The sequence below is a fragment of the Pseudomonas sp. PDM01 genome, assembly GCF_014852325.1.
GTDB lineage: Bacteria > Pseudomonadota > Gammaproteobacteria > Pseudomonadales > Pseudomonadaceae > Aquipseudomonas > Aquipseudomonas migulae.
In genome coordinates, this window is sequence record NZ_JACVBK010000004.1 from 399,600 (window position 1) to 425,421 (window position 25,822).

Sequence of the window (25,822 nt, forward strand, 5' to 3'; positions counted from 1 at the left end):
TGGCTTGCCAGCGATGAGGCCCTTGGCTTTTGCACCTATCTAAGGGACGCCATCGCCGGCAAGCCAGCTCCTACAAGGTTAGCGTGCGTCCGGCATTCGGTTTTCCGAACGCGACTCCTCGGTCTATTCGGTTAACCGGATTATCTCTCTCCAAAAAACGCGCCACAAATATTTAATATCCTTATAAATCAATGCTTTAAACTATATCGACTGGTCTGGCACGAGTCATGCTCTACACTCTTGGACGAATGCTTGTCGCGCGGACCTTGAGAAGCCGACAGACATTCGAAGCACAAAAGGGCCGATGAACTGGCTCCATAAAAAAAACAATGTCGAGGAAAATTTGATGCGCATCGTTCCCCATATCCTGGGCGCAGCCATTGCTGCAGCTCTGATTACCACTCCAGTTTTCGCTGCCGAACTCACCGGCACACTGAAGAAGATCAAAGAGTCCGGCACCATCACCCTCGGGCATCGTGACGCTTCCATTCCGTTTTCCTATATCGCGGACGCTTCCGGCAAGCCGGTTGGCTACTCCCACGATATTCAGCTGAAAGTCGTTGAAGCCCTGAAAAAAGACCTCGACATGCCGAATCTCCAGGTCAAATACAACCTGGTGACCTCGCAAACCCGCATCCCGTTGGTGCAGAACGGCACCGTGGACCTCGAGTGCGGTTCCACCACCAACAACGTCGAGCGTCAGCAGCAAGTTGACTTCTCCGTCGGCATTTTCGAAATCGGTACTCGCCTGCTGTCCAAGGCAGACTCCAAGTACAAGGATTTCGCTGACCTGGCCGGCAAGAACGTCGTGACCACCGCCGGCACCACGTCCGAACGCATCCTCAAGGCGATGAACGCCGACAAGCAGATGGGTATGAACGTCATCTCCGCCAAAGACCACGGCGAATCCTTCCAGATGCTGGAAACCGGCCGTGCCGTGGCTTTCATGATGGACGACGCCCTGCTGGCAGGTGAAGCAGCCAAAGCCAAGAAGGCAACTGACTGGGCCGTGACCGGCACTCCACAGTCCTACGAAATCTACGGCTGCATGGTCCGCAAGGGCGACGAGCCGTTCAAGAAGGCTGTAGACGACGCCATCGTGGCAACCTACAAGTCGGGCGAGATCAACAAGATCTACGACAAATGGTTCATGCAGCCAATCCCGCCAAAAGGTCTGAACCTGAACTTCCCGATGAGCGACGAGCTCAAGGCCCTGATCGCCAATCCGACCGATAAAGCGGCTGACGACAAGAAGTCCTGATTTTCTGACTAACCTTATCTCCTGAGAGGGCCGTCGCCCTTTCAGGAGGTGGTCACTTCCTGCTGGTATTTTTTGGAAACACTCGAACCGGTGGCTGTCGAGCCGGGAGCGTGTGCCTGATCGAAAAGGTCAGGCGGGAACGGAGCTTCCCCCAAGCGGGCACTTGCACATCGATTGAACTGAGGGGAGACCCTAATGAATTACAACTGGGACTGGGGCGTGTTCTTCAAGTCCACCGGCGTGGGCAGCGAGACCTATTTCGACTGGTACGTGTCCGGTCTGGGCTGGACCATCGGCATCGCCATCGCGGCCTGGATCATCGCCCTGACACTGGGCTCGATCCTGGGCGTCATGCGCACCGTGCCGAACCGCATCGTATCGGGCATCGCCACCTGCTACGTCGAACTTTTCCGTAACGTACCGCTGCTGGTGCAGCTGTTCATCTGGTACTTCCTGGTGCCCGACCTGCTGCCGCAAGACCTGCAGGAATGGTACAAACAGGACCTGAACCCGACCACTTCGGCGTTCCTCAGCGTTGTTGTCTGCCTGGGCCTGTTCACCACGGCTCGCGTTTGCGAACAGGTGCGCACCGGTATTCAGGCACTGCCAAAAGGCCAGGAATCCGCTGCTCGCGCCATGGGCTTCAAGCTGCCGCAGATCTACTGGAACGTGCTGCTGCCCCAGGCCTACCGGATCATCATTCCGCCGCTTACCTCGGAATTCCTGAACGTATTCAAGAACACCTCCGTCGCCTCGCTGATCGGCCTGATGGAGTTGCTTGCACAAACCAAACAGACCGCCGAGTTCTCCGCGAACCTGTTCGAAGCGTTCACCCTGGCAACCCTGATCTACTTCACCTTGAACATGAGCCTGATGCTGCTGATGCGCCTGGTCGAGAAGAAAGTGGCCGTACCGGGCCTGATCTCCGTAGGGGGTAAATGATGGAATTCGACTTCTCGGGCATCATCCCGTCCCTGCCGGGCCTGTGGAACGGCATGATCATGACCCTGCAACTGATGGCGCTCGGCGTCATTGGCGGGATCATCCTCGGCACGATCCTCGCGCTGATGCGCCTGTCCCACAGCAAAGTGCTGTCGAACATCGCCGGCGCCTACGTTAACTACTTCCGTTCGATTCCACTGCTGCTGGTCATCACCTGGTTCTACCTGGCGGTGCCGTTCGTGCTGCGCTGGATCACCGGCGAAGACACACCGATCGGCGCATTCGCCTCGTGCATCGTGGCGTTCATGATGTTCGAAGCGGCGTACTTCTGCGAAATCGTCCGCGCCGGCGTGCAGTCGATTCCCAAAGGCCAGATGGGCGCTGCCCAGGCCCTGGGCATGTCGTATGGCCAGATGATGCGCCTGATCATCCTGCCGCAAGCGTTCCGCAAGATGACCCCGCTGCTGCTGCAACAGAGCATCATCCTGTTTCAGGACACCTCGCTGGTCTACGCCGTCGGCCTGGTGGACTTCCTCAATGCCTCGCGTGCCAGTGGCGACATCATCGGCCGCTCGAATGAGTTCCTGATCTTCGCAGGTCTCGTGTACTTCACAATCAGCTTTGCCGCCTCGCTGCTGGTCAAGCGTCTGCAAAAAAGGTTTGCCGTATGATCTCTATCAAGAATGTCAACAAGTGGTATGGCGACTTCCAGGTACTGACTGACTGCAGCACCGAGGTCAAAAAAGGCGAAGTGATCGTGGTGTGCGGGCCGTCCGGCTCCGGCAAATCCACCCTGATCAAATGCGTCAACGCCCTGGAACCGTTCCAGAAAGGCGACATCGTGGTCGACGGCACGTCCATTGCGGACCCGAAGACCAACCTGCCGAAGCTGCGTTCACGCGTGGGCATGGTGTTCCAGCATTTCGAGCTGTTCCCGCACCTGACCATCACCGAAAACCTGACCATCGCGCAGATCAAGGTGTTGGGCCGCAGCAAGGAAGAAGCCACCAAGAAAGGCCTGCAACTGCTGGAGCGCGTCGGCCTCTCGGCACACGCTCACAAGCACCCGGGCCAGCTCTCCGGTGGTCAGCAACAGCGTGTGGCGATTGCCCGTGCGCTGGCGATGGACCCGATCGTCATGCTGTTCGACGAACCGACCTCCGCGCTCGACCCTGAAATGGTCAACGAAGTGCTCGACGTGATGGTGCAACTGGCCCACGAAGGCATGACCATGATGTGCGTGACCCACGAAATGGGCTTCGCCCGCAAAGTGGCGGACCGGGTGATTTTCATGGACGCCGGCAAAATCATCGAAGACTGCAAGAAAGAGGAGTTCTTCGGCGACATCAGCCACCGCGCCGAGCGTACCCAGCACTTCCTCAACAAGATTCTGCAGCACTAAAAAACACCGCTCCCCTGTAGGAGCCGGCTTGCTGGCGATGGAGTGTCAGTCGACATCAATGTGGCTGACCCACCATCGCCAGCAAGCCGGCTCCTACAGGGGTCGGTGATGGTTTTGAGATTTGTGTTGTGGTTGACCCAAGGCATCTGTGATGAAATGCGACCCCACTCTCTATCGCGCAGCGCCGCCATCACTCGTCGTGAAACCCCGTCTGATCCGCCACTTGTTCCTGCCGCCACTGGTCATCGCCCTGATGATCGGATTGGGTTACCTCGGCTTCTGGGTCAGCGAGCACTACGGGATCCGCAGCCTCAGCGAGAACGGCCAGCGTCAGCTCGAACTGCACGCCCGCGCCGTCGAGAGCGAGATCAGCAAGTACACCTACCTGCCCAGCCTGCTGGAACTCGAAACCAGCGTTTCGAAGCTGCTGGCCGACCCGTCGCCGGAACACCGGCAAACGGTCAATGAATACCTCGAAGGCCTGAACCGGCGCAGCCGCAGTCGGGCCATCTACGTGATGGACACCACCGGTCGCGTCATGGCCACCAGCAACTGGCGCGACGTCGACAGTTACCTCGGTGAAGACCTGTCCTTTCGCGCCTATTTCCAGAACGCCGTGCGCGGCCAGCCGGGTCGCTTCTATGGCATCGGCAGCACCAACGGCGAACCCGGTTATTACCTGGCCCATGGCCTGGAAGAACACGGCAAGATCATCGGTGTCGCGGTGGTCAAAGTCCGCCTCGAAGCCATGGAAGAACGCTGGCAGCGCGCGCGCCTCGAAGCCTTCGTCAGCGACGAAAACGGCATCATCATTCTCTCCAGCGATCCGGCGCGACGGCTGAAATCAGTCGTTCCATTGAGCGACGAGACCAAGGAAAAACTCGCCCGCAGCCTTCAGTACTACTGGTTTCCACTGAACGAACTGCAACCGCTGGCCCGTGAAAGACTGGCCGAAGGCGAGGAAAAACTGACCTTCCCGGCCAACAGTGAAGTGGAGTCCGACGAAGAGGACATCAGTTACCTCTCGCAAACCCGTCCCTTGAGCGACACCCCGTGGAATTTCACCCTGCTCACGCCGCTGCAGGATTTGCGTCGCGAAGCGATCAATCAGGGGATTCTGGTGGCCGTGGCGTTTGCCCTGGTGGCGTTCCTGCTGATCGCCTGGAACGAGCGCCGCAAGGTGATCGCCACCCGTCTCGCCGCCCGGGAGGCTTTGCAGGAAGCCAACAATCAACTGGAGCGTCGGATTACCGAACGCACCACCGACCTGCGCGCCAGCAACGAACGGCTCAAGGGCCAGATTCGCGAACGCCGTCAGGCCGAAGAGACCTTGCGCCGCGCCCAGGATGAACTGGTGCAGGCCGGAAAACTCGCAGCCATCGGCCAGATGTCCACCAGCATCGCCCACGAATTGAACCAGCCGCTGGCGGCGCTGCGCACCTTGTCCGGCAACACCGTGCGCTTTCTCGAGCGCGGGCAACTGGATGTGGCCAGCACCAACCTCAAGACCATCAACGAACTGATCGACCGCATGGGCCGGATCACCGCAAGCCTGCGCTCCTTCGCCCGGCGCGGCGACGACAAGGGCCAGGCCTGCCTCGGCAAAGCGGTGGACGCCGCGCTGCAACTGCTCGGTGGACGCGTGGAAAGTGTCCCTCTGCACTTGCATCGCGAGTTCGCCGACGTGCAGGTGCAGATTGACCAGACCCGCCTGGAGCAGATTCTGGTCAACCTGATAGGCAACGCCCTCGACGCCATGCAGTCGCAGCCCCAACCGGAATTGTGGCTCGAAGGCGAAGCGTTCGACGGCAAATATCGCCTGCGGGTACGCGACAACGGCCACGGCATCGATGCCGAAGCGCGCAAGCATCTGTTCGAACCGTTCTTCACCACCAAACCCGGCGAGCAAGGCCTGGGCCTCGGCCTGACCCTGTCCGCCAGCCTGGCCGCCGCCACCGGCGGACACCTGGGTGTCGAACACCCGGCCAGCGGTGGTACCACCTTCGTCCTCAGTTTACCGTTGGTAAGCCCCCTTCAAGCCGAGCCAATATGAACAACGACCTTAGTGTGCTGATCGTCGAAGACGACCCTCATGTGCTGCTCGGCTGCCAACAGGCGCTGACCCTGGAAGACATTCCCTGCGTCGGCGTGGGCAGCGCCGAAGAAGCGCTGGAGCGGGTCGGCGACAACTTTGCCGGCATCGTCATCAGCGACATTCGCCTGCCGGGCATCGATGGCCTGGAATTGCTGACCCGGCTCAAGGCCCGTGATCGCAGCCTGCCGGTGGTGCTGATCACCGGCCATGGCGACATTTCCATGGCCGTCGGCGCGATGCAGAAAGGCGCCTACGACTTCATGGAGAAACCTTTCTCCCCCGAACGCCTGGTGGATGTCGCCCGTCGTGCGCTGGAGCAACGCAGCCTCGCCCGGGAAGTCTCTTCGCTGCGCCGGCAATTGGCGGAACGGGATTCCCTGGAAGGCCGGATCATCGGTCGTTCGCCAGCCATGCAGAACCTGCGGGAATTGATCGCCAACGTCGCCGATACCTCGGCCAACGTGCTGATCGAAGGCGAAACCGGCACCGGTAAAGAACTGGTTGCGCGCTGCCTGCACGACTTCAGTCGGCGTCACACCAAACAGTTCGTCGCCCTGAACTGCGGTGGCCTGCCGGAGAACCTGTTCGAAAGTGAAATCTTCGGCCACGAAGCCAACGCCTTCACCGGCGCCGGCAAGCGGCGGATCGGCAAGATCGAACACGCCGACGGCGGCACGCTGTTCCTCGACGAGGTGGAAAGCATGCCGCTGCCGTTGCAGATCAAGCTGCTGCGGGTGTTGCAGGAACGCACTCTGGAACGCCTCGGCTCAAACCAGAGCGTGGCGGTGGATTGCCGGGTGATCGCGGCGACCAAGTCCGATCTCGACGAGTCGAGCAAGGCCGGCGAATTCCGCAGCGACTTGTATTACCGGCTGAACGTGGTGACCCTGGAACTGCCGCCGCTGCGCGAGCGCCGCGAAGACATCCTGCAACTGTTCGAGCACTTCCTGCAGCAATCGTCCTTGCGTTTTGACCGTGCCGTGCCGGAGCTGGACAACCAGACCGTGTCGAACCTGATGAGCCACGACTGGCCGGGCAACGTCCGTGAACTGCGCAACGTTGCCGAGCGGTATGCCCTCGGTCTGCCGGCCTTCAAGAAGTCGGGCGCCAGCGGCAGCAATCAGGGCCTGGCCTTCGCCGAAGCGGTGGAAGCCTTCGAGCGCAACCTGCTCGGCGACGCCTTGCAACGCAGCGGCGGCAACCTGACCCAGGCCAGCCTGGAACTGGGCATGGCCAAAACCACGCTGTTCGACAAAGTGAAGAAGTACGGGTTGAGCCACTGATGGACCTGATGCTCAAGGCAACCCTGGGCGCAGCGGTGGTGTTGATCCTCGCTGCGCTGGCCAAGACCAGAAACTATTACATCGCCGGCCTGGTGCCGCTGTTTCCGACCTTTGCGCTGATTGCGCACTACATCGTCGGCAAGGGTCGCTCGCTGGACGACTTGAAGACCACGATTGTGTTTGGCATGTGGTCGATCATTCCGTACTTCATCTATCTGGCGACGTTGTACGTGATGGTCGACCGGATGCGGCTGGAGGCTTCGCTCGCCGTGGCGGCGGTGGCGTGGTTGATCGCGGCGACGATCCTCGTCAGCGTCTGGGTACGCTTCCAGACCTGACCAAATCCCCTGTAGGAGCGAGGCTTGCCCGCGAAGAACGATAACGCGGTGTATCAGTTGCTCCGCGGCGGACCATTCGCGGGCAAGTCGGATCGCCGCACCGCTCGCTCCTACAGGATCTGCGTTGTTTCGAGACTGGAGGCTGGCCCGCCCCTTGCATTTACCCCCAAAAGCCCTCTCGGCCGGCCTTCATGATGGATGGAGCCGGTGTCTGGGAGGGTCTGCCAAGGGTGAATTGCGACCTTGAACATTTTAGATCTCGACCACAGCCTGACTGCCCAGGCCCCCATCGCACGGTTGCTCGACAGCGGCCGCGCGAAACGCCTGGACCTGCTCGACCTCGGCCCGAAATTGCGGCTCTGGTCCAGCGAACGCACCTGGCGCCGCTTCGCCGAACGCCTGCAACAACGTCCGCGCCACAGCGGTCCGCAACCGGAAATCTTCTTCGTCGGCTCCGGCGATTACCACCACTTGACCCCGGCCTTTCTCACTGACTTGCCGGCGCCGGTGAGCCTGATCCACTTCGACAATCACCCCGACTGGGTCCACTTCGCCCCGCGTCGGCATTGCGGTTCGTGGGTCAACCAGGCGCTGAAACTGCCGAACGTCCAGCGCATCGTCACCCTCGGCCCGTGCAGCGATGACCTGCAAAATCCACAGCTCAAGGGCGGCAACCTCAGCGCCCTGAAACGCGGGGTGTTGCAGCTGTTTCCGTGGCAGCATCCGCCCTCGAAAGTCTGGGGCCGGGTCGGCGATGGCGCCGGACATCAGCAACTGGAAAACCAGCTGCACTGGCGCAACCTCGCCGAGCTGGATTGGCCGGTGTTTCTCGATCAGTTGATCACCAGCCTGCCCACTGAGGCGGTGTGGATCACCATCGACAAAGACGTCCTGGCCTGCGAAGACGCGGCGACCAACTGGGATCAGGGCGGCATGCGCCTGAGCCATCTGCTGCAAGCGATACGTGTGCTGGCCGCGAACAAGCGGATCCTCGGCATCGACATCTGCGGCGAATACGCCCGCCCCGCCTTCAGCAACGCCTTCAAACGCTGGGAAGCCAAGGCCGACCAGCCGCCGGCGGAACGCTGGAGCGCAGACGATCTGCTGCGAAACTCGGCCACCAATCAGGCACTGATCGAGCTGTTCGAGGAGCTGTTCCCATGACCATTACCGTGATTGTGCTGGTGGCGTTTTCCATCGTGCTGGACGTCATTGGCCAGCTCTGTTTCAAGCTCGGACTCGACCGCTTGCCGGAACTTGAAGGCGGTTTTCGCCTGAATGCATTCTGGGGCCAGGTGTTCAACGCGCCGCTGCTGTGGTGCGGGATCGGCGCCTACGTGATCGAGTTTTTTGTCTGGCTCGAAGCCCTCTCCCGCGCGCCGCTGAGCCTGCTGTTTCCGGCTGCGGCGTTGGCGTATTGCGGGGTGGTGCTGGCCGGCAAACTGATCCTCGGCGAAACCGTGAGTCGTCGGCGCTGGCTCGGCACCTTAGTGATTACGGCGGGCGTGATGCTCGTGTGTGTCGCCCATGCATGAGGCTCAATCGATGATCAGAGGCAAGACCGACTGGCTGCATGAGCGCTTGGGCACCATCGTGCTGTGGGCGCTGTTGATCGCTTTTGAAAGTGCCGGACAGATCGCCACGAAGGTCGGCGGCGATCAACTGGGGCAGATGGATTTCAACCTGAAGTGGCTGATGGCCGTGGCGGTGAATCCTGGGGTGTGGCTGGCGATTGCCTGTTACATCGGGGCGTTTTTCGTGTGGATGCTGATTCTGCGGCGCAGCAGTCTGTCGCTGGCGTTTCCGTTGAGTTCGCTGGTGTTCGTCGGGGTTTTGCTTGGGTCTTGGCTGGGGCTGGGCGAGCAGATCAGCGTGCTGCACTGGGTGGGGGTGGCGGTGATCATGGGGGGGATTGCGTTGCTGGCTGAAGGTGAAGAAACCTAGATTTCAGTGATCTCAAGGGCCCCATCGCAAGCAGGCTCGCTCCCACATTTTGACCGCATCCCCCTGTGGGAGCGAGCCTGCTCGCGATGGCGTCAGACCAGCCAATGAACCTTTCTATTCAAACTTGTAAGCCACCGCCGCCTGCACTCCACCCTGATGGGTATCCCCGACCGCTTTGACAATGCTGCTATCCGCCGCCGCCCCTGTCAGGTGAATCCAGCTCGCGCTCGTCAGCAGTGACCATTGCGGCGCCAGGGGAAATTCGAAGCTCTGGGTCAGCGCCACGTTCTGTAAGCCACCACCGGCGTTGTACGGGCGGATCCCCGAGGCTTGAGACTCGTCGGCACTGACGCCGAAGAACGTCTGAGCCTGCCGGGCATTGGCAAAATGTGCGGTCAGGTTTGAGCTGCCGATCACCCCGCCACCCAGCGGATAACCCACCTCCCCACCCAGCCGTCCCAATACCCCGCCCTGCCCGCCTCGCCCGCCAACCGCCTGGCCAACCGAAGCAAATACCCGCCAGAAGTCGGCCGGCGCGTACTGCACAAACCCGCCCACTTCGCCCATGTCCGGCACATCGCGCAAGCCTTGCAGCTCACCGTTGGAGGTCCGTCCCGGCAGGTAATTCAGAAACGGCCCGGCGCTGAAGCCACTTGCGTTGAACGCGTCCCAGGTCAGCCCGTCATCGGTGCTCAGGCTGACATCGCCCCAGTCCAGATCGAGGTACGGCACGGGCCGGGTTTCGTAACGGCTGCCGGTTGGGTCGTGCGGCTGATAGCTGAGGCCAACCCCTGCTTCGCCGGTGATGCCGTCTGCTGAAACGTTGGCCGAAAGGCACGTCAGCGCGGCGAATAGAGCAACAGTAATCCTCGACATGAGGCAATTCCTTGAACGGGACATGCGCGCATCAATCCCCGGATCGCGCTCCCGGCGCAAGCACTCATGTTGTTTGTAGCGACCTACAAAAATTGTAGCTTCGCCGACACGAACACACGCCAGAACCCCGCCCCCGCTGGGCCAAACCCGGTTGGCACAGTCCCTGCTCTACCCCTTGTGCAGCGCAGACAGCACACCCGGCGCACACTTTTTACAAGATAGGTAACGCAGATGATTGACTGGCATATCGTGTGTGATTTCGACGGGACCATCACCCGCACCGACGTGATCGACAGCATCCTCCAACAGTTCGCCGACCCGAGCTGGGAAGCGATTGAAAACGAGTGGCTGGCGGGCGACATCGGTTCCCGTGAATGCCTCAGCCGCCAGCTCTCGCTGGTCAAGGCCACACCGTCCGAGCTGCTCGGGTTCTTCGACACGGTCGAGATCGACCCGGACTTCCCCGACTTCGTCGACCACGTAATCGGCCTCGGCGCCTCCCTCGAAGTGGTCAGCGACGGCATCGAACAAGGCATCGCACGGATCCTGGCGCGCAACTACGTCAGCCTCTTGCCGATCCTCGCCAATCGCTTGCGCCAACTCGATCACGACAGTTGGCGCATCGACTTCCCCCATGCCAGCGACGCCTGCCGCGCCGCCTCCGGCAACTGCAAATGCAAATCCACCCCCAGCGCCAAACGGGTGCTGGTGATCGGCGACGGCCAGTCCGACATGTGCGTGGCCGCCACCGCCGATTTCGTGTTCGCCAAGGATCGCCTGGCCGAGCACTGCGAGCGCAACGGCATCGCCTATGCGCGCTTCGACAGCTTCGCCGAACTGCCTGCGCTGCTGGCCTTGCTGCCAAGCGCCAACGCCGCCAATGCCACCTCTTTCAACGTTGAAACACAGGAACTCCTCCACCATGTCTGATATTCGAATCGCTACCGCAGAAGACCAGATCCTTCTGGATAAAGAAGCCAAATACTGCTCCTACGGCGACACCGTTCACTACATCGACCCGCCGCGTATCTTCAGCCGATGCGAAGGCTCCTACGTCTGGGACACCGAAGACCAGGCCTACCTCGATTTGCAAATGTGGTACTCGGCGGTCAACTTCGGTTACGCCAACCCGCGTCTGAACAATGCGCTGAAACAGCAGATCGATACGCTGCCGCAAATCGCCAGCCAGTACCTGCACAAAGGCAAGATCGAGCTCTCGGAAATGATTGCGGTCGACGCGAAGAAAAAATTCGGCCTCGACGGTCGCGTGCACTTTAACGTCGGCGGGTCGCAGTCCATCGAGGACTCGCTGAAAGTCGTGCGTAACGCCACCAACGGCAAGAGCCTGATGTTCGCGTTCGAGGGCGGTTACCACGGGCGCACACTCGGCGCGTCGTCGATCACCTCCAGCTACCGCTATCGCCGCCGCTACGGCCACTTCGGCGAGCGCGCCAATTTCATCCCGTTCCCGTACCACCTCCGTGGTCCGAAAGGCATGACCAAGGAAGAATACGGCAGCCATTGCGTGCAGCAATTCGCCCGCCTGTTCGAGACCGAATACAACGGTGTCTGGGACCCGAAAGTCGGCCAGAGCGAATACGCCGCGTTCTACGTCGAGCCGATCCAGGGCACCGGCGGCTACGTGATTCCGCCGATGAACTTCTACAGCGAACTCAAGCATGTGCTCGACCAGCACGGCATTCTGATGGTGGTCGACGAAATCCAGATGGGCTTCTATCGCACCGGCAAGCTGTGGTCGATCGAGCACTTCGACGTCAAACCCGACGTTATCGTCTTCGGCAAAGCGCTGACCAACGGCCTCAACCCGCTGGGCGGCATCTGGGCAAAAGAAGAGCTGATCAACCCGAAAATCTTCCCGCCAGGCTCAACCCACTCGACGTTCGCCTCCAACCCGTTGGGCACGGCGGTGGGCCTGGAAATGTTCAAGATGACCAGCGAAGTCGACTACGGCGCGATGGTCATGAACAAGGGCAAGTACTTCCTCGAAGGCTTGAAAGACTTGCAGAAACGCTACCCGATCATCGGCGACGTCGACGGCCTGGGCCTGGCGCTGCGCTGCGAAATCTGTGGCCCGGACGGTTTCACGCCGGACAAGGCCACGCTCGATTTCATGGTCGAAGAAGGCATGAAGGGCGACATCGAAATCGACGGCAAACGCCTGGGCCTGATTCTCGATGTGGGCGGTTACTACAAGAACGTCATCACCCTCGCGCCGTCGCTGGAAATCAGCTATCCGGAAATCGATTTGGGCATCGCCCTGCTCGACCGCTTGCTGCACCGGGCGATGACACGATGAACGAGCAAGAGATCGACATGGGCGAAGGCAGCGCCGGTTTCGTTCTCGGCAGCGGGGAGGTCGCGGTGTTGTTGATCCACGGCCTCACCGGCACCCCGACCGAGTTGCGTCGGGTCGCCATCGGCCTGGCCAAGGCGGGCTGCACGGTCTACGTGCCGACGCTGGCCGGGCACTGCGGAGACAACGCCGACCTGCAAGCCACCGGTTGGCGTGACTGGTACGAGAGCGCACGCAATACCTTCATCGGTGTGCGGCGCAAACACGAGCACGTGTTCGTCGGCGGTTTGTCGATGGGCGCGGTGCTGTCGATGTACCTCGCCGCCGAGCATCCGGGGCAGATCGAAGGCTTGTTGCTGTATTCGACGACCCTGCGCTACGACGGCTGGAACATGCCCAAGGTCGCCGTGCTCACGCCGTTGCTGATGGCGATTCCGTTTGGTGTGCACCTGTGCCGCTTCAACGAAAAATCACCTTTCGGCATCAAGGACGAACGCTTGCGAGCGGTCGTCGAACGGCAGATGAAGGCCGGAGAAAGCAGCAACGCCGGGCTGCTGACCATGTCCGGGGTGAGTGTCCGGGAACTGCATCGACTGGTGGCGGCGGTGAAAAAACGCATGCCGCAGATCACCACGCAAACGCTGGTGCTGCACTCGCGCGAAGACGACATCACCAGCCGCTGGAACGCCGATTATGTGGAACGCAAACTCGGCGGTCCGGTGGTGAAGGTGCTGCTCGACGACTGCTACCACATGATCACCGTCGACCTGCAATACCGCCGCGTGGTGGAGCTCAGCGCGGACTTCATCCGGCAACGTTTCATTCAACAGCGCTGCGCCCCCAAACCCATGCGCCAGGACTATCGGCAACTGGCCTGACTCAAGGAAACGATGTGATCACAGCCCTTGCCTTTTCGACGATCGAGGCCATCGACCGCGATGCCTGGAATGTCTGTTTCCCTGCCGAGCTGGAGGATTGGAATTACTACCGGGCGGTTGAACGGGCCGGCATCGCAGACTTTCAATGGCGCTATCTGGCGCTGTACGAAGACGAGGTACTGATCGCGGCGGCCGTGGCGTTCACCACCGCTTACTCGCTGGACACCACGGTTCAGGGGCTGGGCAAACGCATCAGTGAACGGCTGCGCCGTGTGTGGCCGGGGCTGTTCGACGTGCACCTGTATGCCCTCGGTTCGCCGGTGGCCGAGCAGTGCCATGTCGGGACCGCGCCGCACATCGAACCGGCCCGGCGCGTGGACCTGCTTCAACAATTGTTACGGCTGGCGCGTCACGATGCCGATCAGGCCGGGATCGGTTTGCTGGCCGTCAAGGATGCCTCTCACCGCGACCCACAATGGTTGCAGGTTTGTCAGGACGCGGGTCTGCAAAGCATGCCCGGCCTGCCCAGCGCCGAGCTGCCGATCCGTTTTGGCTCGGTGGACGCCTACCTCGGCACGCTCGGCAAATCCACCCGCAAAGACCTGCGCCGTACCCTGCGTGGCCAGGGGCCGCGCATCGAATGGCGGCGCTCGGTCGATGACCTGCTGCCACGCATGATGGCGCTTTACGAGGCCACGCTGAGCCGCAGCGACCTGACCTTCGAACGCCTGCCGCCCGGCTACTTCCGCCAGGTCCTGGAACACCTCGATGAACGTGCCGCGTGCGTGTTGTATTGGGTCGGCGAAGAGCTGGTGGCGTTCAACCTTGTGCTGTTCGACGAACTGCGACTGGTCGACAAGTTCTTCGCCCACGACCTGGCCCGGACCCGCGAACACAATCTCTACGTGCGCAGCTGGCTGGCCAATGTCGACTACTGTATTGAGCACGGCATCCCGATCTACGCGTGCGGCCAGGCCGGTTATGCCAGTAAGCTGCGCCTGGGTTGCTCGTTTACCGGCAACACCGTGTTTTTCCGCCATCGCAACCGCTTGCTCGACAGCCTGTTGCGTGTGGTGAAATTGTTTATCCGACCGGACCGTTCCGACCCTGCCATGGCCGCCGCGATCAGCGAGCAGCAATAAGCGAAGCACAATGACCAAAGACTCACGCACCAACGCTCGACCTTTCGCCCTCTCCGGCTGGAGCCTGCAGCGCAAACTGGTGCTGGCGTTCTGGCTGGTCAGCGTCATTCCGACGATGATCGCCGCCGAACTGGCGGCCACCACGCTGTCGCAGATTTTCGACAGCAACGTACGCATCTGGCTGCAGGAATCGACCAAGATCGTCGAGGACGAGATCAGCGAAATCCTGCGCGACAACGCCCGGGTCGCGCAGCTGTTCCTGCGTTACACGCGCCCGCCCACCGATCGGCTGGCGAACAAACACGACAAGCTGACCACCGACATCGCCGACTCCATGGGCATCGACGTCGTGGCGCTGGTGCGCACCAGCGATCACAAAGTGGTGTTCAGCACCGCCGCCGACGACATCGTCCGCCAGATCAGCACCGCGCCCAAGGCGGTGCTGCAAACCCTGCAAGTCGGTGGTGTGGCGACCGGCACGGTGGTCTCGACCTTCGAAACGGATCAGGACGGCGTCGAGTACAAACTGGTGATTGCCACCTACCTCGACAACAGTTTCCTCACCAGCGTGGCCGACGTGCACTCGCTGGACCTGCGCCTGTATCTGGCCAAGGCCAATGACTTCTCGGAGATTTTCTCCACCCAGCGCTTCGAGGATCATCCGGCGGCCGTGCCGGAAAAAATCGAGCAGATCCTGCGCAGCACCAAACAGCCAATCGAACAATTCACCAACCGCTACAGCGGTATCTACCGGCCGATCCTCAACGAGAACGGCGAGCTGCAAGGGGTGATTTTCAGCGGCCTGCTGCGCCACACCAGCCTGGTCGGGCTGGTCAATCAGAGCAACCTGTTCATCCTGATTTTCCTGCTCAGCTCGGCGGCGTCCCTGGCGGTCGGCTGGCTGGTGTCGCAGCGCCTGACCAAGCCGTTGCGCGGGCTGTCCAAAGGCGTACAAGCGGTGATCGCCGGGGATTATCGCCAACGCCTGCCGGTCACCGGCGGCGACGAACTGGCGGAACTGAGCAGCACCTTCAACCACATGAGCGAACGCCTCGGCGAGTTGCAGCATCTGGAATCGCAACTGCGTCGGCGTGACCGCCTGCATGCGCTGGGCGAAGTGGCGATGGGCCTGGCCCATGAAATCCGCAACCCGCTGGGCATCATCAAAACCGCCACGCAACTGCTGCACCGACGCGCCGATTTGCCCGAGACCGACAAGCGTCATCTGGAATACGTGGTCAGCGAAGTCAGCCGGATCAACGACCTGATCACCGACTTCCTCGACTTCGCCAAACCCAGCGCACCGATGCGCTCGACCCAACTGGCCCGCCCGCTGGTGGATGAACTGGTTGGCTTCTGCGCGCCGGAGCTGGCCAGCCACAACATCGATGTACAAATCGATGATCAATCGCCCACCGCGACGCTTTACGCCGACGCGCGGCAAATCAAGCAGGCCGGGCTGAACCTGATCGTCAACGCCATCGACGCCATGCCCGACGGCGGGCGGCTGACCCTGGGCATCAGCAGCGACCGGCACTACACGGTGATCAGCATCAGCGACACCGGCCAAGGCATCGAACCGGACATGCTCGAACGGATCTTCACACCGTTCGTCACCACCAAGGCCTCGGGCACCGGGCTGGGTCTGGCCAAGGTGTTCTCGATCATGGAGAGTCATGACGGGCGCATCGAATGCGTCAGTGAAAAAGATGCCGGGGCCACATTCACCCTGTACATTCCGGCCAACGGTGAAGACTTCGACGAGGGCAGCGATGACACATAACGTACTGGTGGTCGACGACGAGCCCAAGCTCTGCGACCTGCTGGCCTCGGCGCTCAGTCAGAACGGCATTGTGGTGTTCACCGCCGGCAACGGCCTGCACGCGCTCAAGGTGCTGGAGTGCGAAGACATCGACCTGGTGATCAGCGACTGGCGCATGCCCGGCATGGACGGCCCGCAACTGCTGGCGGAAATCAAAAGCCGTTTTCCGCAGTTGCCGGTGATCGTCATGACCGCCTACAGCACCGTGAAAAACGCCGTGCAGTCGATGCGCAACGGCGCCTTCGACTACATCGCCAAGCCGTTCGACATCGACGAGCTGGACATCACCGTCAACAAGGCCCTGCAATTTCGCGACATTCTCAAAGACAACCAACGCATGCGCGCCGAGCTCGACGAGCACCGGCAGATCGACAGCCTGATCGGCGACAGCCCAAGCTTTCGGCGGGTGCTGCACGCCATCGACTCGGTGCGCGAAAGCAACGCGACTATTTTGCTGACCGGCGAAAGCGGCACCGGCAAGGAAATGGTCGCCCGGGCGATCCACACCCACGGCAATCGCGCCGACAAACCTTTTGTCGCGGTGAACTGCGCGGCAATCCCCGAAGGGCTGCTGGAAAGCGAAATGTTCGGCCACCGCAAAGGCGCGTTTACCGGCGCGGTGGCGGATCGCGTCGGGCGTTTCCAGCAGGCCGACAAGGGCACGCTGTTTCTCGATGAAATCGGCGAAATGCCGCTGGCCTTGCAGGCAAAAATCCTTCGGGCGTTGCAGGAGCGAGTGATCGAACCGGTGGGCGATCCCCGCGAGCGCAAGGTCGATGTGCGGGTGATCGCGGCGACCAACAAGAACCTGCTGGACGCGGTGGCCAACAAGGAGTTTCGCGAAGACCTTTACTACCGCCTCAACGTCTTCCCGATTCCGCTGCCGGCCCTGCGCGAACGGGTTGAAGACATTGCGCCGCTGGCCCGGCATTTCGCCCATACGCTGGGGGCTGCGGCCGGCAAACGTTTCAGCGGTTTCAGCGCGCAAGCGTTGCAGGCCATGGCCCGGTATTCATGGCCGGGGAATATTCGCGAACTGCAGAACTGCGTGGAACGCGCGACCATTGTCGCCTCGGGCGCGGTGATTGAAGAGGAAGACCTGCCGGCGTATCTGTTTGCTTCGAGCTCTGCCGACGGCGGCGGCACTTTGATCGCTGAGGGCAGCGTGCCGGCAGACCTGGAAGCGGCGCTGGCCGAGGTGGAAAAAACCTACATTCTGGCGGCGCTGGCACAGAGCAACGGCGTGCAGGCAGCGGCGGCGCAGTTGATCGGGATTTCCGAACGCAGCTTTTGGTATCGGTTGAAGAAGCTGGGGATTCATGTGGACAAGATTGTGCGCTAATCCCTCTGTTCACTTAGGCGCTAACAGTAGGCTTTGAATGGGACATATCCGTTGCTGAGGTAACGGCTGCTATTGGTTTCGCCCTTACGGCGAGTCACTTTCGAAAAGCGCGAAAGTAACCAAAGCGCTTTTGCCCCTTTCGTTCGGTGCCTCGCTGTGGCTCGGCATACCCTCGCTCCGGTCCTGCTCCGTGGGCCCGCCGCCATCGGCCATCCATGGCCGGGGGCGGCTAACCCGGCATCCATGCCGGGTTGCCCACTGCGCAGAACCTCCACTCGGCCTCTCGAGGGGGCGACTACCGCCACAGCCGCCGAGGCGGCCTGAAAGCCGACCTGGCTCTTCGGTCGTGTACACACTCCTGCACTGTGGTAGCCGCACTAGTTTTGGATGTTTGCACATTCCCCCTGTAGGAGCCGGCTTGCTGGCGATGGACGTCAACGATAACGCGGGCTGTCTGAATGAACGCGTCGTCCGGACGCTTTTCGCCGGCAAGCCGGCTCCTACAGGGCGCGCGTACGCCTTTGATCTTCACCACTCATCAGGCCGAGCGTTAGCTCGCCTTCCGCTTTTGATCTGAGCGCCCCCTCGAGAGGCCGAGTGCAGGTTCTGCGCAGTGGGCAACCCGGCATGGATGCCGGGTTAGCCGCCCCCGGCCATGGATGGCCGATGGCGGCGGGCCCACGGAGCAGGACCAGAGCGAGGGCATGCCGAGCCTAGGCGAGGCACCGAACGAAAGGGGCAAGAGCCCTTGGTTACTTGGGGCTTTTCCAAGTGACTCGCTGTAAAAGCGAAACCGTCAGCCGCCATTACCGCAGCAACAGATATGCCCCCCATCCAAACCGTGGGAGCAAGCCCGCCCCCCCAGTAATCAATCCAGTCAACCAAGCGATCAGCTTACAGTCCCGCCTTTTGATTCACTCATGATCTGCCGAATCGCCCCCACAAACGTCTCCACCGGCTGCCCGCCACTGACGGCGTATTGCCCGTTGAACACCACCGTCGGCACCGAACTCACCCCCCGCGACAACCACAACTGCTCTTCCTCACGCACCTCTTTAGCGAACTCGTCCGAGGCCAGAATCGCCTCAGCCCGCTCCCGGTCCAGACCAACGCTTTGCGCAATCTGCACCAACTGAGCATGGTCAGACGGATTGCCGCCCTCCGTGAAATACGCCTTGAACAACGCCTCTTTCAAATTGAACTGCAACCCCTCCAGCCCCGCCCAGAACAACAACCGATGCGCATCGAACGTGTTGTAGATGCGACTGTTGCCGTCGGTGCGAAAGGCGAACCCGACTTCGGCGCCACGTGCACGGATCATTTCGCGGTTCTTCTGCGACTGCTCGGGGGTCGAGCCGTATTTCTCGGTGATGTGTTCGGTGATGTTCTGCCCTTCCGGGCCCATCTTCGGGTTCAGCTCGAACGGCTGGAAACGGATCTCGGCCTGGACCTCGTCCCCCAGCAGATCCAGGGCACGGGTCAGGCCGTACAGCCCGACAACGCACCAGGGGCAGGACACGTCGCTGACGAAATCGATTTTCAGGGGGGTACTCATCACTCACCTCGCAGGCTGGATACGGGCCGGAAAAGTTGAACGATACACCTGTGGGTCTGAGTACATCTGCTAGAAATTGGTTGGCTGTCAGACCGCCATCGCTGGCAAGCCAGCTCCTACAAGGTCAGCGTGTGCACATAGATTTCGGTCAACCCGGTCTGTAGGAGCCGGCTTGCTGGCGATGGGGCCTTCAAACCCCGCATCGTCGTCGAGGGCATCATCGTTACAAGAGGTTGTGTTCGGCCACCGGATCGATCTGCGCCCAATGCGAAGTGTCCTCGCGGTGAGCCTGCAAATAGGGCAGCACCGCCGCGAGCAATGGCGCTTTGAAGGCCTCCTGAAAACGATGGGCCAGCCCCGGAATCAGCTTCAACTGGCTGCCACGAATATGCGCCGCCAGGTGCACGCCATGCATCACCGGCAACAGCGGATCGGCAGTGCCATGAACCACCAGCGTCGGCACCCGCAGTTGATTGAGCAGTGCCACCCGGCTCGGCTCGGCGAGGATCGCCATGATCTGACGCTTCACGCCCTCGGGGTTAAACGCACGGTCATAGGACTGCGCCGCCTGATGCAGCAACGCTTGCCGATCATCACTCACCGACGGGCTACCCAGCGCCGCCAACAAATCAGCCTGCTGCTCCAGCGCCACCTCACGATTCGGCGCGCCACGCCGCGAAAGCAATTGCACCAGCGCCGCGTTCGGCGCCGGCAAGCCTTCGGCACCGGAACTGGTCATGATCAGCGTCAGGCTCTCGACCCGCTGCGGCGCCATGGCCGCCATGTGCTGGGCGATCATCCCGCCCATGCTCGCGCCCAGTACGTGGAATTGCTCGACGTGCAAGGCATCCATCAAACCCAGCGCATCGTCGGCCATGTCGGTCAGGGAATACGGCGCCGATACCGGCAAGCCGAGTTTGTAGCGCAGCACTTCGAAGGTCAGGTTGGCGTCGGCAGGCGATTGCCGCCAGGTGGACAGGCCGACATCGCGATTGTCATACCGGATGACCCGAAACCCCTGCTGACACAGCGCAACCACCACCTCGTCCGGCCAGTGAATCAACTGCCCGCCCAGGCCCATCACCAGCAGCAACGCCGGATCGGAGGCGCGGCCGATGCTCTGGTACGCCAGGCTCACCTGCGCCAGATCGACCCGTTCGGTCGGAACATTGACATCGCATCGAGACGCCGCAAAGGACGGAAGGCCAAAGAACAACGCGGCCAGGAAGGCCGCCGTTGATAAAAATCGTGCACGCATGAAAAACACCGAAACGCAGAACCCCAGTAGAGCGCGAGTCTGATGAAGTTTGTTGAAGCGCGCTGCCACAGTTACGTGACAGTTTGATGAAGAGTGCTGAACGGTCGTATTCGTCGCGCAGGCAACGATCTGTAGGAGCCGGCTTGCCGGCGATGAACGATAACGCGGTGAGTGCTAATCATCGCGGTGCGGCCATCGCCGGCAAACCGGCTCCTACAAGGACGGTGTCAGGCCAACTGACTGCGCAACTGCCGCGCCGCCGCCACCATGTTCACCAATGCTGCTTCAGTCTCCGGCCACGCCCGGGTCTTCAAACCGCAATCCGGGTTCACCCACAACCGCTCTGCCGGAATGCGCTTCACGGCCTTGCTCATCAACTTGACCATCTCGGCCGTGTCCGGCACCCGTGGCGAGTGAATGTCGTAGACGCCCGGACCGATGTCATTCGGGTAGTCGAACGCTTCGAAGGCTTCCAGCAATTCCATGTCCGAACGCGAGGTTTCGATGGTGATCACATCGGCATCCATGTCGGCAATCGCCTTGATCACGTCATTGAATTCGCTGTAGCACATGTGCGTATGGATCTGGGTTTCATCGCGCACGCCGGAGGCGCTCAAGCGGAACGCTTCCACCGCCCAATCGAGGTATTCCTGCCATTGCGCCCGACGCAGTGGCAAGCCTTCGCGGAACGCAGCTTCGTCGATCTGCACGATCTTGATGCCGGCGCTTTCCAGGTCGACCACTTCGTCACGCAGGGCCAACGCCAACTGCTGCGCCTGGACTTTGCGCGAAACGTCTTCACGCGGGAACGACCACATCAGCATGGTCACGGGACCGGTGAGCATGCCTTTCATGACCTTGTCGGTCTGGCTCTGCGCGTAGCTGATCCAGTCGACCGTCATGGCTTTCGGACGACTCAGGTCGCCATAGATGACTGCCGGTTTCACGCAGCGCGAGCCGTAGCTCTGGACCCAGCCAAAGCGGGTGAACAGGTAGCCGTCCAACTGCTCGGCGAAATACTCGACCATGTCGTTGCGTTCGGCTTCACCGTGTACCAGCACATCCAGCCCCAGACGTTCCTGGACTTGCACGGCGTGGCGAATTTCGTGGTGCATGGCGTCGGTGTAGTCGTTGGCTGACAGCTTGCCTTGCTTGTAGGCCTGTCGCGCCAGACGAATCGAACCGGTCTGCGGGAACGAGCCGATGGTGGTGGTCGGGAACGCCGGCAGTTTCAAGCGCGCACGTTGTTGCTCGATGCGTTTGGCGAACGGCGATTGGCGTTGGCTGTCCGCTGCACTGATGGCATTGATGCGCGCCTGCACTTCAGCTTTGTGAATACGCGGGGACTCGGCACGGCTGGCCTGAATTGCCCGGCTTTGAGCCAGCGCGGTTTGCACTTTGGGCGATTGCGGATCGTTGAGCGCGTCGCGCAGCACGGCGATTTCGCCACACTTCTGCACCGCAAACGCCAGCCAGCTTTTCAGTTCCGGATCGAGTTTGTCTTCGCGTTCCAGGTCTACCGGGCTGTGCAGCAGCGAGCAGGAACTGCTGACCCACAGGTTGTCGCCGAAACGCTCCTGGGCCAATTGCAGTTGTGCGAGCACCGGTTCCAGTTCGCAGCGCCAGACGTTGCGGCCATTGACCAGGCCCACCGAGAGAATCTTGTAGGTCGGCAGACGATCGAGCACGTGCAGCAGTTGGTCGGGGGCGCGCACCGCATCGATGTGCAAGCCTTGTACGGGCAAGCCGACGGCCAGGCCGAGGTTGTCTTGCAGGCCGCTGAAGTAGGTCGCCACCAGCTTTTTCAGCGGCGAATACTGGAGGATGTGGTAGGCGCGTTCGAAGGCGTTTTTCCATTCTTGCGGCAGGTCGAGGGTCAGGATCGGTTCGTCGATCTGCACCCACTCCACACCTTGTGCGGCGAGGCGACCGAGGATTTCACCGTAGATCGGCAGCAGGCGTTCCAGCAGGTCGAGTTTGTCGAAGTCGTTGCCTTTGGCCTTGCCCAGCCACAGGTAAGTCAGCGGGCCGATGATCACCGGTTTGACGTTGTGGCCGAGGGCCTTGGCTTCGTCGACTTCGTCGAACAGCTGTTCCCAGCTCAGCTTGAACTGCTGGTCAGCGCTGAATTCCGGGACCAGATAGTGGTAGTTGGTGTCGAACCACTTGGTCAGTTCCTGGGCATATTGCGCTTTGCTGTGTTCGCCACCGCAGCAAGTGGTGGTGGCGCCACGGGCCATGGCGAACAACGTGTCGAGCGTCGGCAGGCCCCTGGCATTCTTGGCGCTGTCGAAACGCTCCGGGATCACACCGAAGGTCAGGGAATGCGTCAGGACCTGGTCGTACCAGGCGAAGTCGCCGACCGGCAGCAGGTCGATGCCGGCGTCTTTCTGTAGTTGCCAGTGGGTGGCGCGCAGTTGGCGGCCGACGCTCTTCAGCGCTTCCTGATCGAGATCGCCCTTCCAGTAGGATTCAAGGGCTTTTTTCAGTTCGCGGTCAGCGCCGATGCGTGGAAAACCAAGTGTGTGGGCCAGAGCCATGGTGAGTTTCTCCTTGTAAAAGATGGCGCTATTGTCGACAGCCAACCCAACATGAGACAAACTCAACCTTTTCGTGTTGATCACAAGTTTTCCTCATGGAGCCCTCCGGTGCTTGAAATCCGTCACTTGAAGACCCTGCACGCCTTGCGCGAAGCCGATAGCCTGGTCGATGCCGCCGACCGCCTGCACCTGACGCAGTCGGCGCTGTCCCACCAGTTCAAGGAGTTGGAAGAGCGCATGGGCATGCCGCTGTTCGTGCGCAAGACCAAACCGGTGCGCTTCACCAGTGCCGGTTTGCGCCTGCTGCAACTGGCCGACGCCACCCTGCCACTGCTGCGCGGCGCCGAGCGTGATATCGCGCGGCTGGCCGGTGGCACCGCCGGGCGCCTGCACATGGCGATCGAGTGCCACAGTTGCTTTCAGTGGCTGATGCCGACCATCGACCAGTTCCGCGATGCCTGGCCGGAAGTCGAGCTGGACCTGGCCTCGGGCTTCTCTTTCGCGCCGCTGCCGGCGTTGGCCCGTGGTGATCTGGATCTGGTGGTGACCTCCGATCCGCTGGAACTGGCCGGGATCACGTATGTGCCGTTGTTCACTTATGAAGCCATGCTCGCGGTTGCCAATCAGCACCGCTTGGCGAACAAGGCGTACATCGTTCCGGAGGATTTGCTCACGGAAACCCTGATCACTTACCCGGTGGAACGTGACCGGCTGGACATCTTCACCCGCTTCCTGGAGCCGGCCGACATCGAACCGGCCCAGGTCCGCACCTCGGAACTGACGGTGATGATGATGCAGTTGGTCGCCAGCGGTCGTGGCGTCTGTGGCATGCCGCACTGGGCGCTGCATGAATACAGTTCACGGGGCTACGTGAAGGCCAAGCGGCTGGGCGAGAAGGGATTGTTTGCGACGTTGTACGCGGCGGTTCGCGCGGACATGCTGGATGCGCCGTATATGCGCGACTTCCTGCTGACGGCAAAAGATACGTCGTTCTCGACCTTGGACGGGGTCAGCGCCGTCCGCTAGCACAACACGGACTTGTAGGAGCGAGGCTTGCCCGCGAAGAACGATAAAGCGGTCTGTCCAAATAACCGCGTCGTTCCTTTCGCGGGCAAGCCTCGCTCCTACAGGGTGATTCTGTGATCTTTAGATCTCGCGCCACATATGAATCTTGTCGAAGTAATCCTCGCCCACCCGCACCGCCAGTGGTTCGAGGCCGAACTGGATGAAGCCGCAACGCTGGTACAGGCTGAACGCCGCGTCATTGCCGGCGGTAACGGTCAGTTGAATCAGCCTCAACCCCGGGTGGGTTTGCGCTTCGGTCAACGCCGCCTGCACCAGTTGATACCCGAGCCCGCGCTGGCGGACCTGACTGGACACGTACATGCCAAACAGCGTCGCCTTGTGCCGGGCCTTTTCCCGAGGATCGAAGGCAAGGCCGACGATGCCCGACAGCTTCCCTTCCTCAAACGCCCCGAACACCACATCGAGTTTGTTGTTCAGGCGCGATTCCCACCAGCTCAGCGGCATCGTGGCGCGTTCGCGCACGGTAGAGGTAAACGCCTGGGGATGCAGGTCGTAGGCTTCGAGCATCAACGCCCGATAGTCCAGGGCATGGCTGGCATCAAGCCGTTCAATCCACATGTTCACGCCGTCCGTCGTTGCTCAAGCATCAGCCGTACAGCCAGCGCCGCCAACACAAACCCCATGAAGTAACGCTGCACCGCCAGCCAGGTCGGGTTGTTGACGAACCACGACGCGATGCCGGCGGCGAACACCGCGATCAGCAGGTTGACGCTGAAACTGACGCTGATCTGGGTCAGGCCGAGGATGATGCTTTGGTTGAACACCGAACCGTGCTCAGGGGTGATGAATTGCGGAAACACCGAGAGGTAAAACACCGCGATTTTCGGGTTCAGGGCGCTGGTCAAAAAGCCCATGGTGATCAGTTTGCGCGAGGAGTCCGGTGGCAACTGTTGTGCCTCGAACGGCGAACGCGCGCCCGGTTTGACCGCCTGCCAGGCCAGCCACACCAGGTACAGCGCGCCGGCCCACTTCAACACTTCATAAGCCATCGGCACCGCGAGGAACACCGCCGTCAATCCCGCTGCCGCAGCGAACAGGTGCACAAAAAAGCCCGCCACCACACCGAGCAACGAAGTGACTCCGGCCTTGCGCCCCTGGCAGATCGAACGAGAGATCAGGTAGATCATGTTCGGTCCCGGCGTCAGTACCATCAGCAACGCGGCAGCGGCGAAGATCAGCAAGTCTTGAAGCGGGATCATGGCGGTTCCTTGGCGTGAATGATCAGGCGATTGCGCTCAGCGAGGCTCGATAAAACGGCAGGATCAGGTCTCGTGTCAATGGCGCCAGCGTCACATCGCCGTCGGTGGCGGGGTCGATCCAGCGCACCTCTTCGATTTCCGCCGCAGGCGATACGTCTGAATCGATGGTCAGCAGAAAGAGTTCGGCCTGTACGACAAAACCTGGCTCGTTGGCGGCCGGTGCCGAGAACTGCCCCAGATAAGTGGCGTGCGCCGGATCGATGGCCAATCCCAACTCTTCTTCCAGCTCACGCACCAGGGCGTGAACCGGTTGTTCATGGGCTTCGATCTTGCCACCCGGTTGCATGAAAGCTTCAGTGCCACGTTTGCGCACCAGCAGCGTGCGACCGTCAGGGCCGATCAACAAGGCGGCGGCGATGTGGATGATGCGGGGGGAAGTGGCGGATGCAAGCGTCATGAGTGAGGCGAGGCCTTGGCTAAAAGGTGCAAGCATCACATGAGTGGCGGGACATCGTCACGCCGAAAAAACCTCTGGCAGAGCATAC

24 protein-coding genes are annotated in these 25,822 nt (G+C 61.2%); 17 read left to right on the forward strand and 7 right to left on the reverse strand.

What is annotated here, in order from left to right; translation table 11 throughout:
* Nucleotides 1-346: 346 nt before the first annotated feature.
* The 10 genes from IB246_RS12610 (at nucleotide 347) to IB246_RS12655 (ending at nucleotide 9,265) form a co-directional block, all read left to right on the forward strand.
* Nucleotides 347-1,261 carry a glutamate/aspartate ABC transporter substrate-binding protein gene (locus IB246_RS12610; protein ID WP_008032176.1) on the forward strand — a complete coding sequence of 305 codons (915 nt, stop codon included), beginning with the start codon at nucleotides 347-349 and terminating at the stop codon, nucleotides 1,259-1,261.
* Nucleotides 1,262-1,456: 195 nt separating this feature from the next.
* Nucleotides 1,457-2,203: an amino acid ABC transporter permease gene (locus IB246_RS12615; RefSeq protein WP_008032179.1), complete on the forward strand. Its 747-nt coding sequence runs from the start codon at nucleotides 1,457-1,459 to the stop codon at nucleotides 2,201-2,203.
* Nucleotides 2,203-2,874, forward strand: a complete 672-nt coding sequence (locus IB246_RS12620; RefSeq protein WP_032832562.1) for an amino acid ABC transporter permease — start codon at nucleotides 2,203-2,205, stop codon at nucleotides 2,872-2,874. The genes IB246_RS12615 and IB246_RS12620 overlap by 1 nt, the downstream gene beginning before the upstream one ends.
* A complete protein-coding gene (locus tag IB246_RS12625; RefSeq protein ID WP_008032183.1) occupies nucleotides 2,871-3,605 on the forward strand; it encodes an amino acid ABC transporter ATP-binding protein in 735 nt (244 codons plus the stop codon). The genes IB246_RS12620 and IB246_RS12625 overlap by 4 nt, the downstream gene beginning before the upstream one ends.
* Before the next feature lie 151 nt (nucleotides 3,606-3,756).
* Complete coding sequence (locus IB246_RS12630) at nucleotides 3,757-5,658, forward strand: sensor histidine kinase (protein WP_008040854.1); 1,902 nt, start codon at nucleotides 3,757-3,759, stop codon at nucleotides 5,656-5,658.
* A complete protein-coding gene (locus tag IB246_RS12635; RefSeq protein ID WP_008040853.1) occupies nucleotides 5,655-6,983 on the forward strand; it encodes a sigma-54-dependent transcriptional regulator in 1,329 nt (442 codons plus the stop codon). Before IB246_RS12630 ends, IB246_RS12635 begins: the two co-directional genes overlap by 4 nt.
* A gap of 8 nt (nucleotides 6,984-6,991) precedes the next feature.
* Nucleotides 6,992-7,321, forward strand: a complete 330-nt coding sequence (locus IB246_RS12640; RefSeq protein WP_177318184.1) for a GlpM family protein — start codon at nucleotides 6,992-6,994, stop codon at nucleotides 7,319-7,321.
* A gap of 243 nt (nucleotides 7,322-7,564) precedes the next feature.
* Nucleotides 7,565-8,485 carry a hypothetical protein gene (locus IB246_RS12645; protein ID WP_008040851.1) on the forward strand — a complete coding sequence of 307 codons (921 nt, stop codon included), beginning with the start codon at nucleotides 7,565-7,567 and terminating at the stop codon, nucleotides 8,483-8,485.
* Nucleotides 8,482-8,856: an EamA family transporter gene (locus IB246_RS12650; RefSeq protein WP_008032192.1), complete on the forward strand. Its 375-nt coding sequence runs from the start codon at nucleotides 8,482-8,484 to the stop codon at nucleotides 8,854-8,856. Before IB246_RS12645 ends, IB246_RS12650 begins: the two co-directional genes overlap by 4 nt.
* A gap of 10 nt (nucleotides 8,857-8,866) precedes the next feature.
* A complete protein-coding gene (locus tag IB246_RS12655; RefSeq protein ID WP_008040850.1) occupies nucleotides 8,867-9,265 on the forward strand; it encodes a transporter in 399 nt (132 codons plus the stop codon).
* Between the two features lie 114 nt (nucleotides 9,266-9,379).
* Here IB246_RS12655 and IB246_RS12660 read toward each other — a convergent pair whose 3' ends face one another.
* Nucleotides 9,380-10,141: a MipA/OmpV family protein gene (locus IB246_RS12660; protein ID WP_008040849.1), complete on the reverse strand. Its 762-nt coding sequence runs from the start codon at nucleotides 10,139-10,141 to the stop codon at nucleotides 9,380-9,382.
* Nucleotides 10,142-10,372: 231 nt separating this feature from the next.
* Here IB246_RS12660 and IB246_RS12665 point away from each other — a divergent pair, with 231 nt between their 5' ends.
* Genes IB246_RS12665 through IB246_RS12690 form a run of 6 tightly spaced genes read left to right on the forward strand, consistent with a single transcriptional unit; the run spans nucleotide 10,373 to nucleotide 17,639 of the window.
* Entirely contained in the window at nucleotides 10,373-11,071 is a 699-nt protein-coding gene (locus tag IB246_RS12665; RefSeq protein ID WP_008040848.1) for an MtnX-like HAD-IB family phosphatase, read from the forward strand.
* Nucleotides 11,064-12,458 (forward strand): aspartate aminotransferase family protein, encoded by a 1,395-nt coding sequence (locus IB246_RS12670; protein WP_008040847.1) that lies wholly within the window; start codon nucleotides 11,064-11,066, stop codon nucleotides 12,456-12,458. The genes IB246_RS12665 and IB246_RS12670 overlap by 8 nt, the downstream gene beginning before the upstream one ends.
* The gene (locus IB246_RS12675; protein ID WP_008040846.1) at nucleotides 12,455-13,333 is read left to right on the forward strand and encodes an alpha/beta hydrolase; all 879 of its coding nucleotides are present in this window, start codon (nucleotides 12,455-12,457) and stop codon (nucleotides 13,331-13,333) included. Before IB246_RS12670 ends, IB246_RS12675 begins: the two co-directional genes overlap by 4 nt.
* A 14-nt stretch (nucleotides 13,334-13,347) precedes the next feature.
* A complete protein-coding gene (locus IB246_RS12680) occupies nucleotides 13,348-14,475 on the forward strand; it encodes a GNAT family N-acetyltransferase (protein WP_008040845.1) in 1,128 nt (375 codons plus the stop codon).
* A 10-nt stretch (nucleotides 14,476-14,485) separates the two neighbouring features.
* The gene (locus IB246_RS12685) at nucleotides 14,486-16,258 is read left to right on the forward strand and encodes a sensor histidine kinase (RefSeq protein WP_008040844.1); all 1,773 of its coding nucleotides are present in this window, start codon (nucleotides 14,486-14,488) and stop codon (nucleotides 16,256-16,258) included.
* Nucleotides 16,248-17,639, forward strand: a complete 1,392-nt coding sequence (locus tag IB246_RS12690; RefSeq protein ID WP_008040843.1) for a sigma-54-dependent transcriptional regulator — start codon at nucleotides 16,248-16,250, stop codon at nucleotides 17,637-17,639. The genes IB246_RS12685 and IB246_RS12690 overlap by 11 nt, the downstream gene beginning before the upstream one ends.
* A gap of 889 nt (nucleotides 17,640-18,528) precedes the next feature.
* On the opposite strand, the gene IB246_RS12695 is transcribed toward IB246_RS12690, so the two are convergent.
* The 3 genes from IB246_RS12695 to metE all read right to left on the reverse strand — a co-directional run bounded on the left by IB246_RS12695 (nucleotide 18,529) and on the right by metE (nucleotide 22,992).
* The gene (locus IB246_RS12695) at nucleotides 18,529-19,194 is read right to left on the reverse strand and encodes a DsbA family oxidoreductase (RefSeq protein ID WP_008043582.1); all 666 of its coding nucleotides are present in this window, start codon (nucleotides 19,192-19,194) and stop codon (nucleotides 18,529-18,531) included.
* Between the two features lie 223 nt (nucleotides 19,195-19,417).
* Nucleotides 19,418-20,452, reverse strand: a complete 1,035-nt coding sequence (locus IB246_RS12700) for an alpha/beta fold hydrolase (protein ID WP_008043579.1) — start codon at nucleotides 20,450-20,452, stop codon at nucleotides 19,418-19,420.
* A 227-nt stretch (nucleotides 20,453-20,679) separates the two neighbouring features.
* The gene (gene metE, locus IB246_RS12705; RefSeq protein ID WP_008032214.1) at nucleotides 20,680-22,992 is read right to left on the reverse strand and encodes a 5-methyltetrahydropteroyltriglutamate--homocysteine S-methyltransferase; all 2,313 of its coding nucleotides are present in this window, start codon (nucleotides 22,990-22,992) and stop codon (nucleotides 20,680-20,682) included.
* A 108-nt stretch (nucleotides 22,993-23,100) separates the two neighbouring features.
* On the opposite strand from metE, the gene metR reads away from it, so the two are divergent.
* Nucleotides 23,101-24,018 (forward strand): transcriptional regulator MetR, encoded by a 918-nt coding sequence (metR, locus tag IB246_RS12710; protein WP_008032216.1) that lies wholly within the window; start codon nucleotides 23,101-23,103, stop codon nucleotides 24,016-24,018.
* Nucleotides 24,019-24,138: 120 nt separating this feature from the next.
* Here the strand turns inward: metR and IB246_RS12715 are convergent, their stop codons facing one another.
* The 3 genes from IB246_RS12715 to IB246_RS12725 are packed head-to-tail and all read right to left on the reverse strand — an operon-like array spanning nucleotide 24,139 to nucleotide 25,734.
* Nucleotides 24,139-24,636, reverse strand: coding sequence for a GNAT family N-acetyltransferase (locus IB246_RS12715; RefSeq protein WP_008043578.1), 498 nt, complete (start codon nucleotides 24,634-24,636; stop codon nucleotides 24,139-24,141).
* A gap of 2 nt (nucleotides 24,637-24,638) precedes the next feature.
* Nucleotides 24,639-25,277 carry a LysE family translocator gene (locus tag IB246_RS12720; RefSeq protein WP_008032220.1) on the reverse strand — a complete coding sequence of 213 codons (639 nt, stop codon included), beginning with the start codon at nucleotides 25,275-25,277 and terminating at the stop codon, nucleotides 24,639-24,641.
* Nucleotides 25,278-25,299: 22 nt separating this feature from the next.
* The gene (locus IB246_RS12725; protein WP_008043577.1) at nucleotides 25,300-25,734 is read right to left on the reverse strand and encodes an NUDIX hydrolase; all 435 of its coding nucleotides are present in this window, start codon (nucleotides 25,732-25,734) and stop codon (nucleotides 25,300-25,302) included.
* Nucleotides 25,735-25,822: the final 88 nt, after the last annotated feature.

Excerpts from the sequence above, each read along its gene's own strand:
- IB246_RS12665 (WP_008040848.1), top strand. The coding sequence starts at position 10,373 with ATGATTGACTGGCATATCGTGTGTGATTTCGACGGGACCATCACCCGC.
- IB246_RS12660 (WP_008040849.1), bottom strand. The coding sequence starts at position 10,141 with ATGTCGAGGATTACTGTTGCTCTATTCGCCGCGCTGACGTGCCTTTCG.
- IB246_RS12685 (WP_008040844.1), top strand. The coding sequence starts at position 14,486 with ATGACCAAAGACTCACGCACCAACGCTCGACCTTTCGCCCTCTCCGGC.
- IB246_RS12715 (WP_008043578.1), bottom strand. The coding sequence starts at position 24,636 with ATGTGGATTGAACGGCTTGATGCCAGCCATGCCCTGGACTATCGGGCG.
- IB246_RS12670 (WP_008040847.1), top strand. The coding sequence starts at position 11,064 with ATGTCTGATATTCGAATCGCTACCGCAGAAGACCAGATCCTTCTGGAT.
- metE (WP_008032214.1), bottom strand. The coding sequence starts at position 22,992 with ATGGCTCTGGCCCACACACTTGGTTTTCCACGCATCGGCGCTGACCGC.
- IB246_RS12615 (WP_008032179.1), top strand. The coding sequence starts at position 1,457 with ATGAATTACAACTGGGACTGGGGCGTGTTCTTCAAGTCCACCGGCGTG.
- IB246_RS12640 (WP_177318184.1), top strand. The coding sequence starts at position 6,992 with ATGCTCAAGGCAACCCTGGGCGCAGCGGTGGTGTTGATCCTCGCTGCG.
- IB246_RS12655 (WP_008040850.1), top strand. The coding sequence starts at position 8,867 with ATGATCAGAGGCAAGACCGACTGGCTGCATGAGCGCTTGGGCACCATC.
- IB246_RS12695 (WP_008043582.1), bottom strand. The coding sequence starts at position 19,194 with ATGAGTACCCCCCTGAAAATCGATTTCGTCAGCGACGTGTCCTGCCCC.
- IB246_RS12610 (WP_008032176.1), top strand. The coding sequence starts at position 347 with ATGCGCATCGTTCCCCATATCCTGGGCGCAGCCATTGCTGCAGCTCTG.
- IB246_RS12720 (WP_008032220.1), bottom strand. The coding sequence starts at position 25,277 with ATGATCCCGCTTCAAGACTTGCTGATCTTCGCCGCTGCCGCGTTGCTG.
- IB246_RS12675 (WP_008040846.1), top strand. The coding sequence starts at position 12,455 with ATGAACGAGCAAGAGATCGACATGGGCGAAGGCAGCGCCGGTTTCGTT.
- IB246_RS12620 (WP_032832562.1), top strand. The coding sequence starts at position 2,203 with ATGGAATTCGACTTCTCGGGCATCATCCCGTCCCTGCCGGGCCTGTGG.
- IB246_RS12650 (WP_008032192.1), top strand. The coding sequence starts at position 8,482 with ATGACCATTACCGTGATTGTGCTGGTGGCGTTTTCCATCGTGCTGGAC.
- IB246_RS12630 (WP_008040854.1), top strand. The coding sequence starts at position 3,757 with ATGAAATGCGACCCCACTCTCTATCGCGCAGCGCCGCCATCACTCGTC.
- IB246_RS12725 (WP_008043577.1), bottom strand. The coding sequence starts at position 25,734 with ATGACGCTTGCATCCGCCACTTCCCCCCGCATCATCCACATCGCCGCC.
- IB246_RS12690 (WP_008040843.1), top strand. The coding sequence starts at position 16,248 with ATGACACATAACGTACTGGTGGTCGACGACGAGCCCAAGCTCTGCGAC.
- IB246_RS12635 (WP_008040853.1), top strand. The coding sequence starts at position 5,655 with ATGAACAACGACCTTAGTGTGCTGATCGTCGAAGACGACCCTCATGTG.
- IB246_RS12700 (WP_008043579.1), bottom strand. The coding sequence starts at position 20,452 with ATGCGTGCACGATTTTTATCAACGGCGGCCTTCCTGGCCGCGTTGTTC.
- IB246_RS12625 (WP_008032183.1), top strand. The coding sequence starts at position 2,871 with ATGATCTCTATCAAGAATGTCAACAAGTGGTATGGCGACTTCCAGGTA.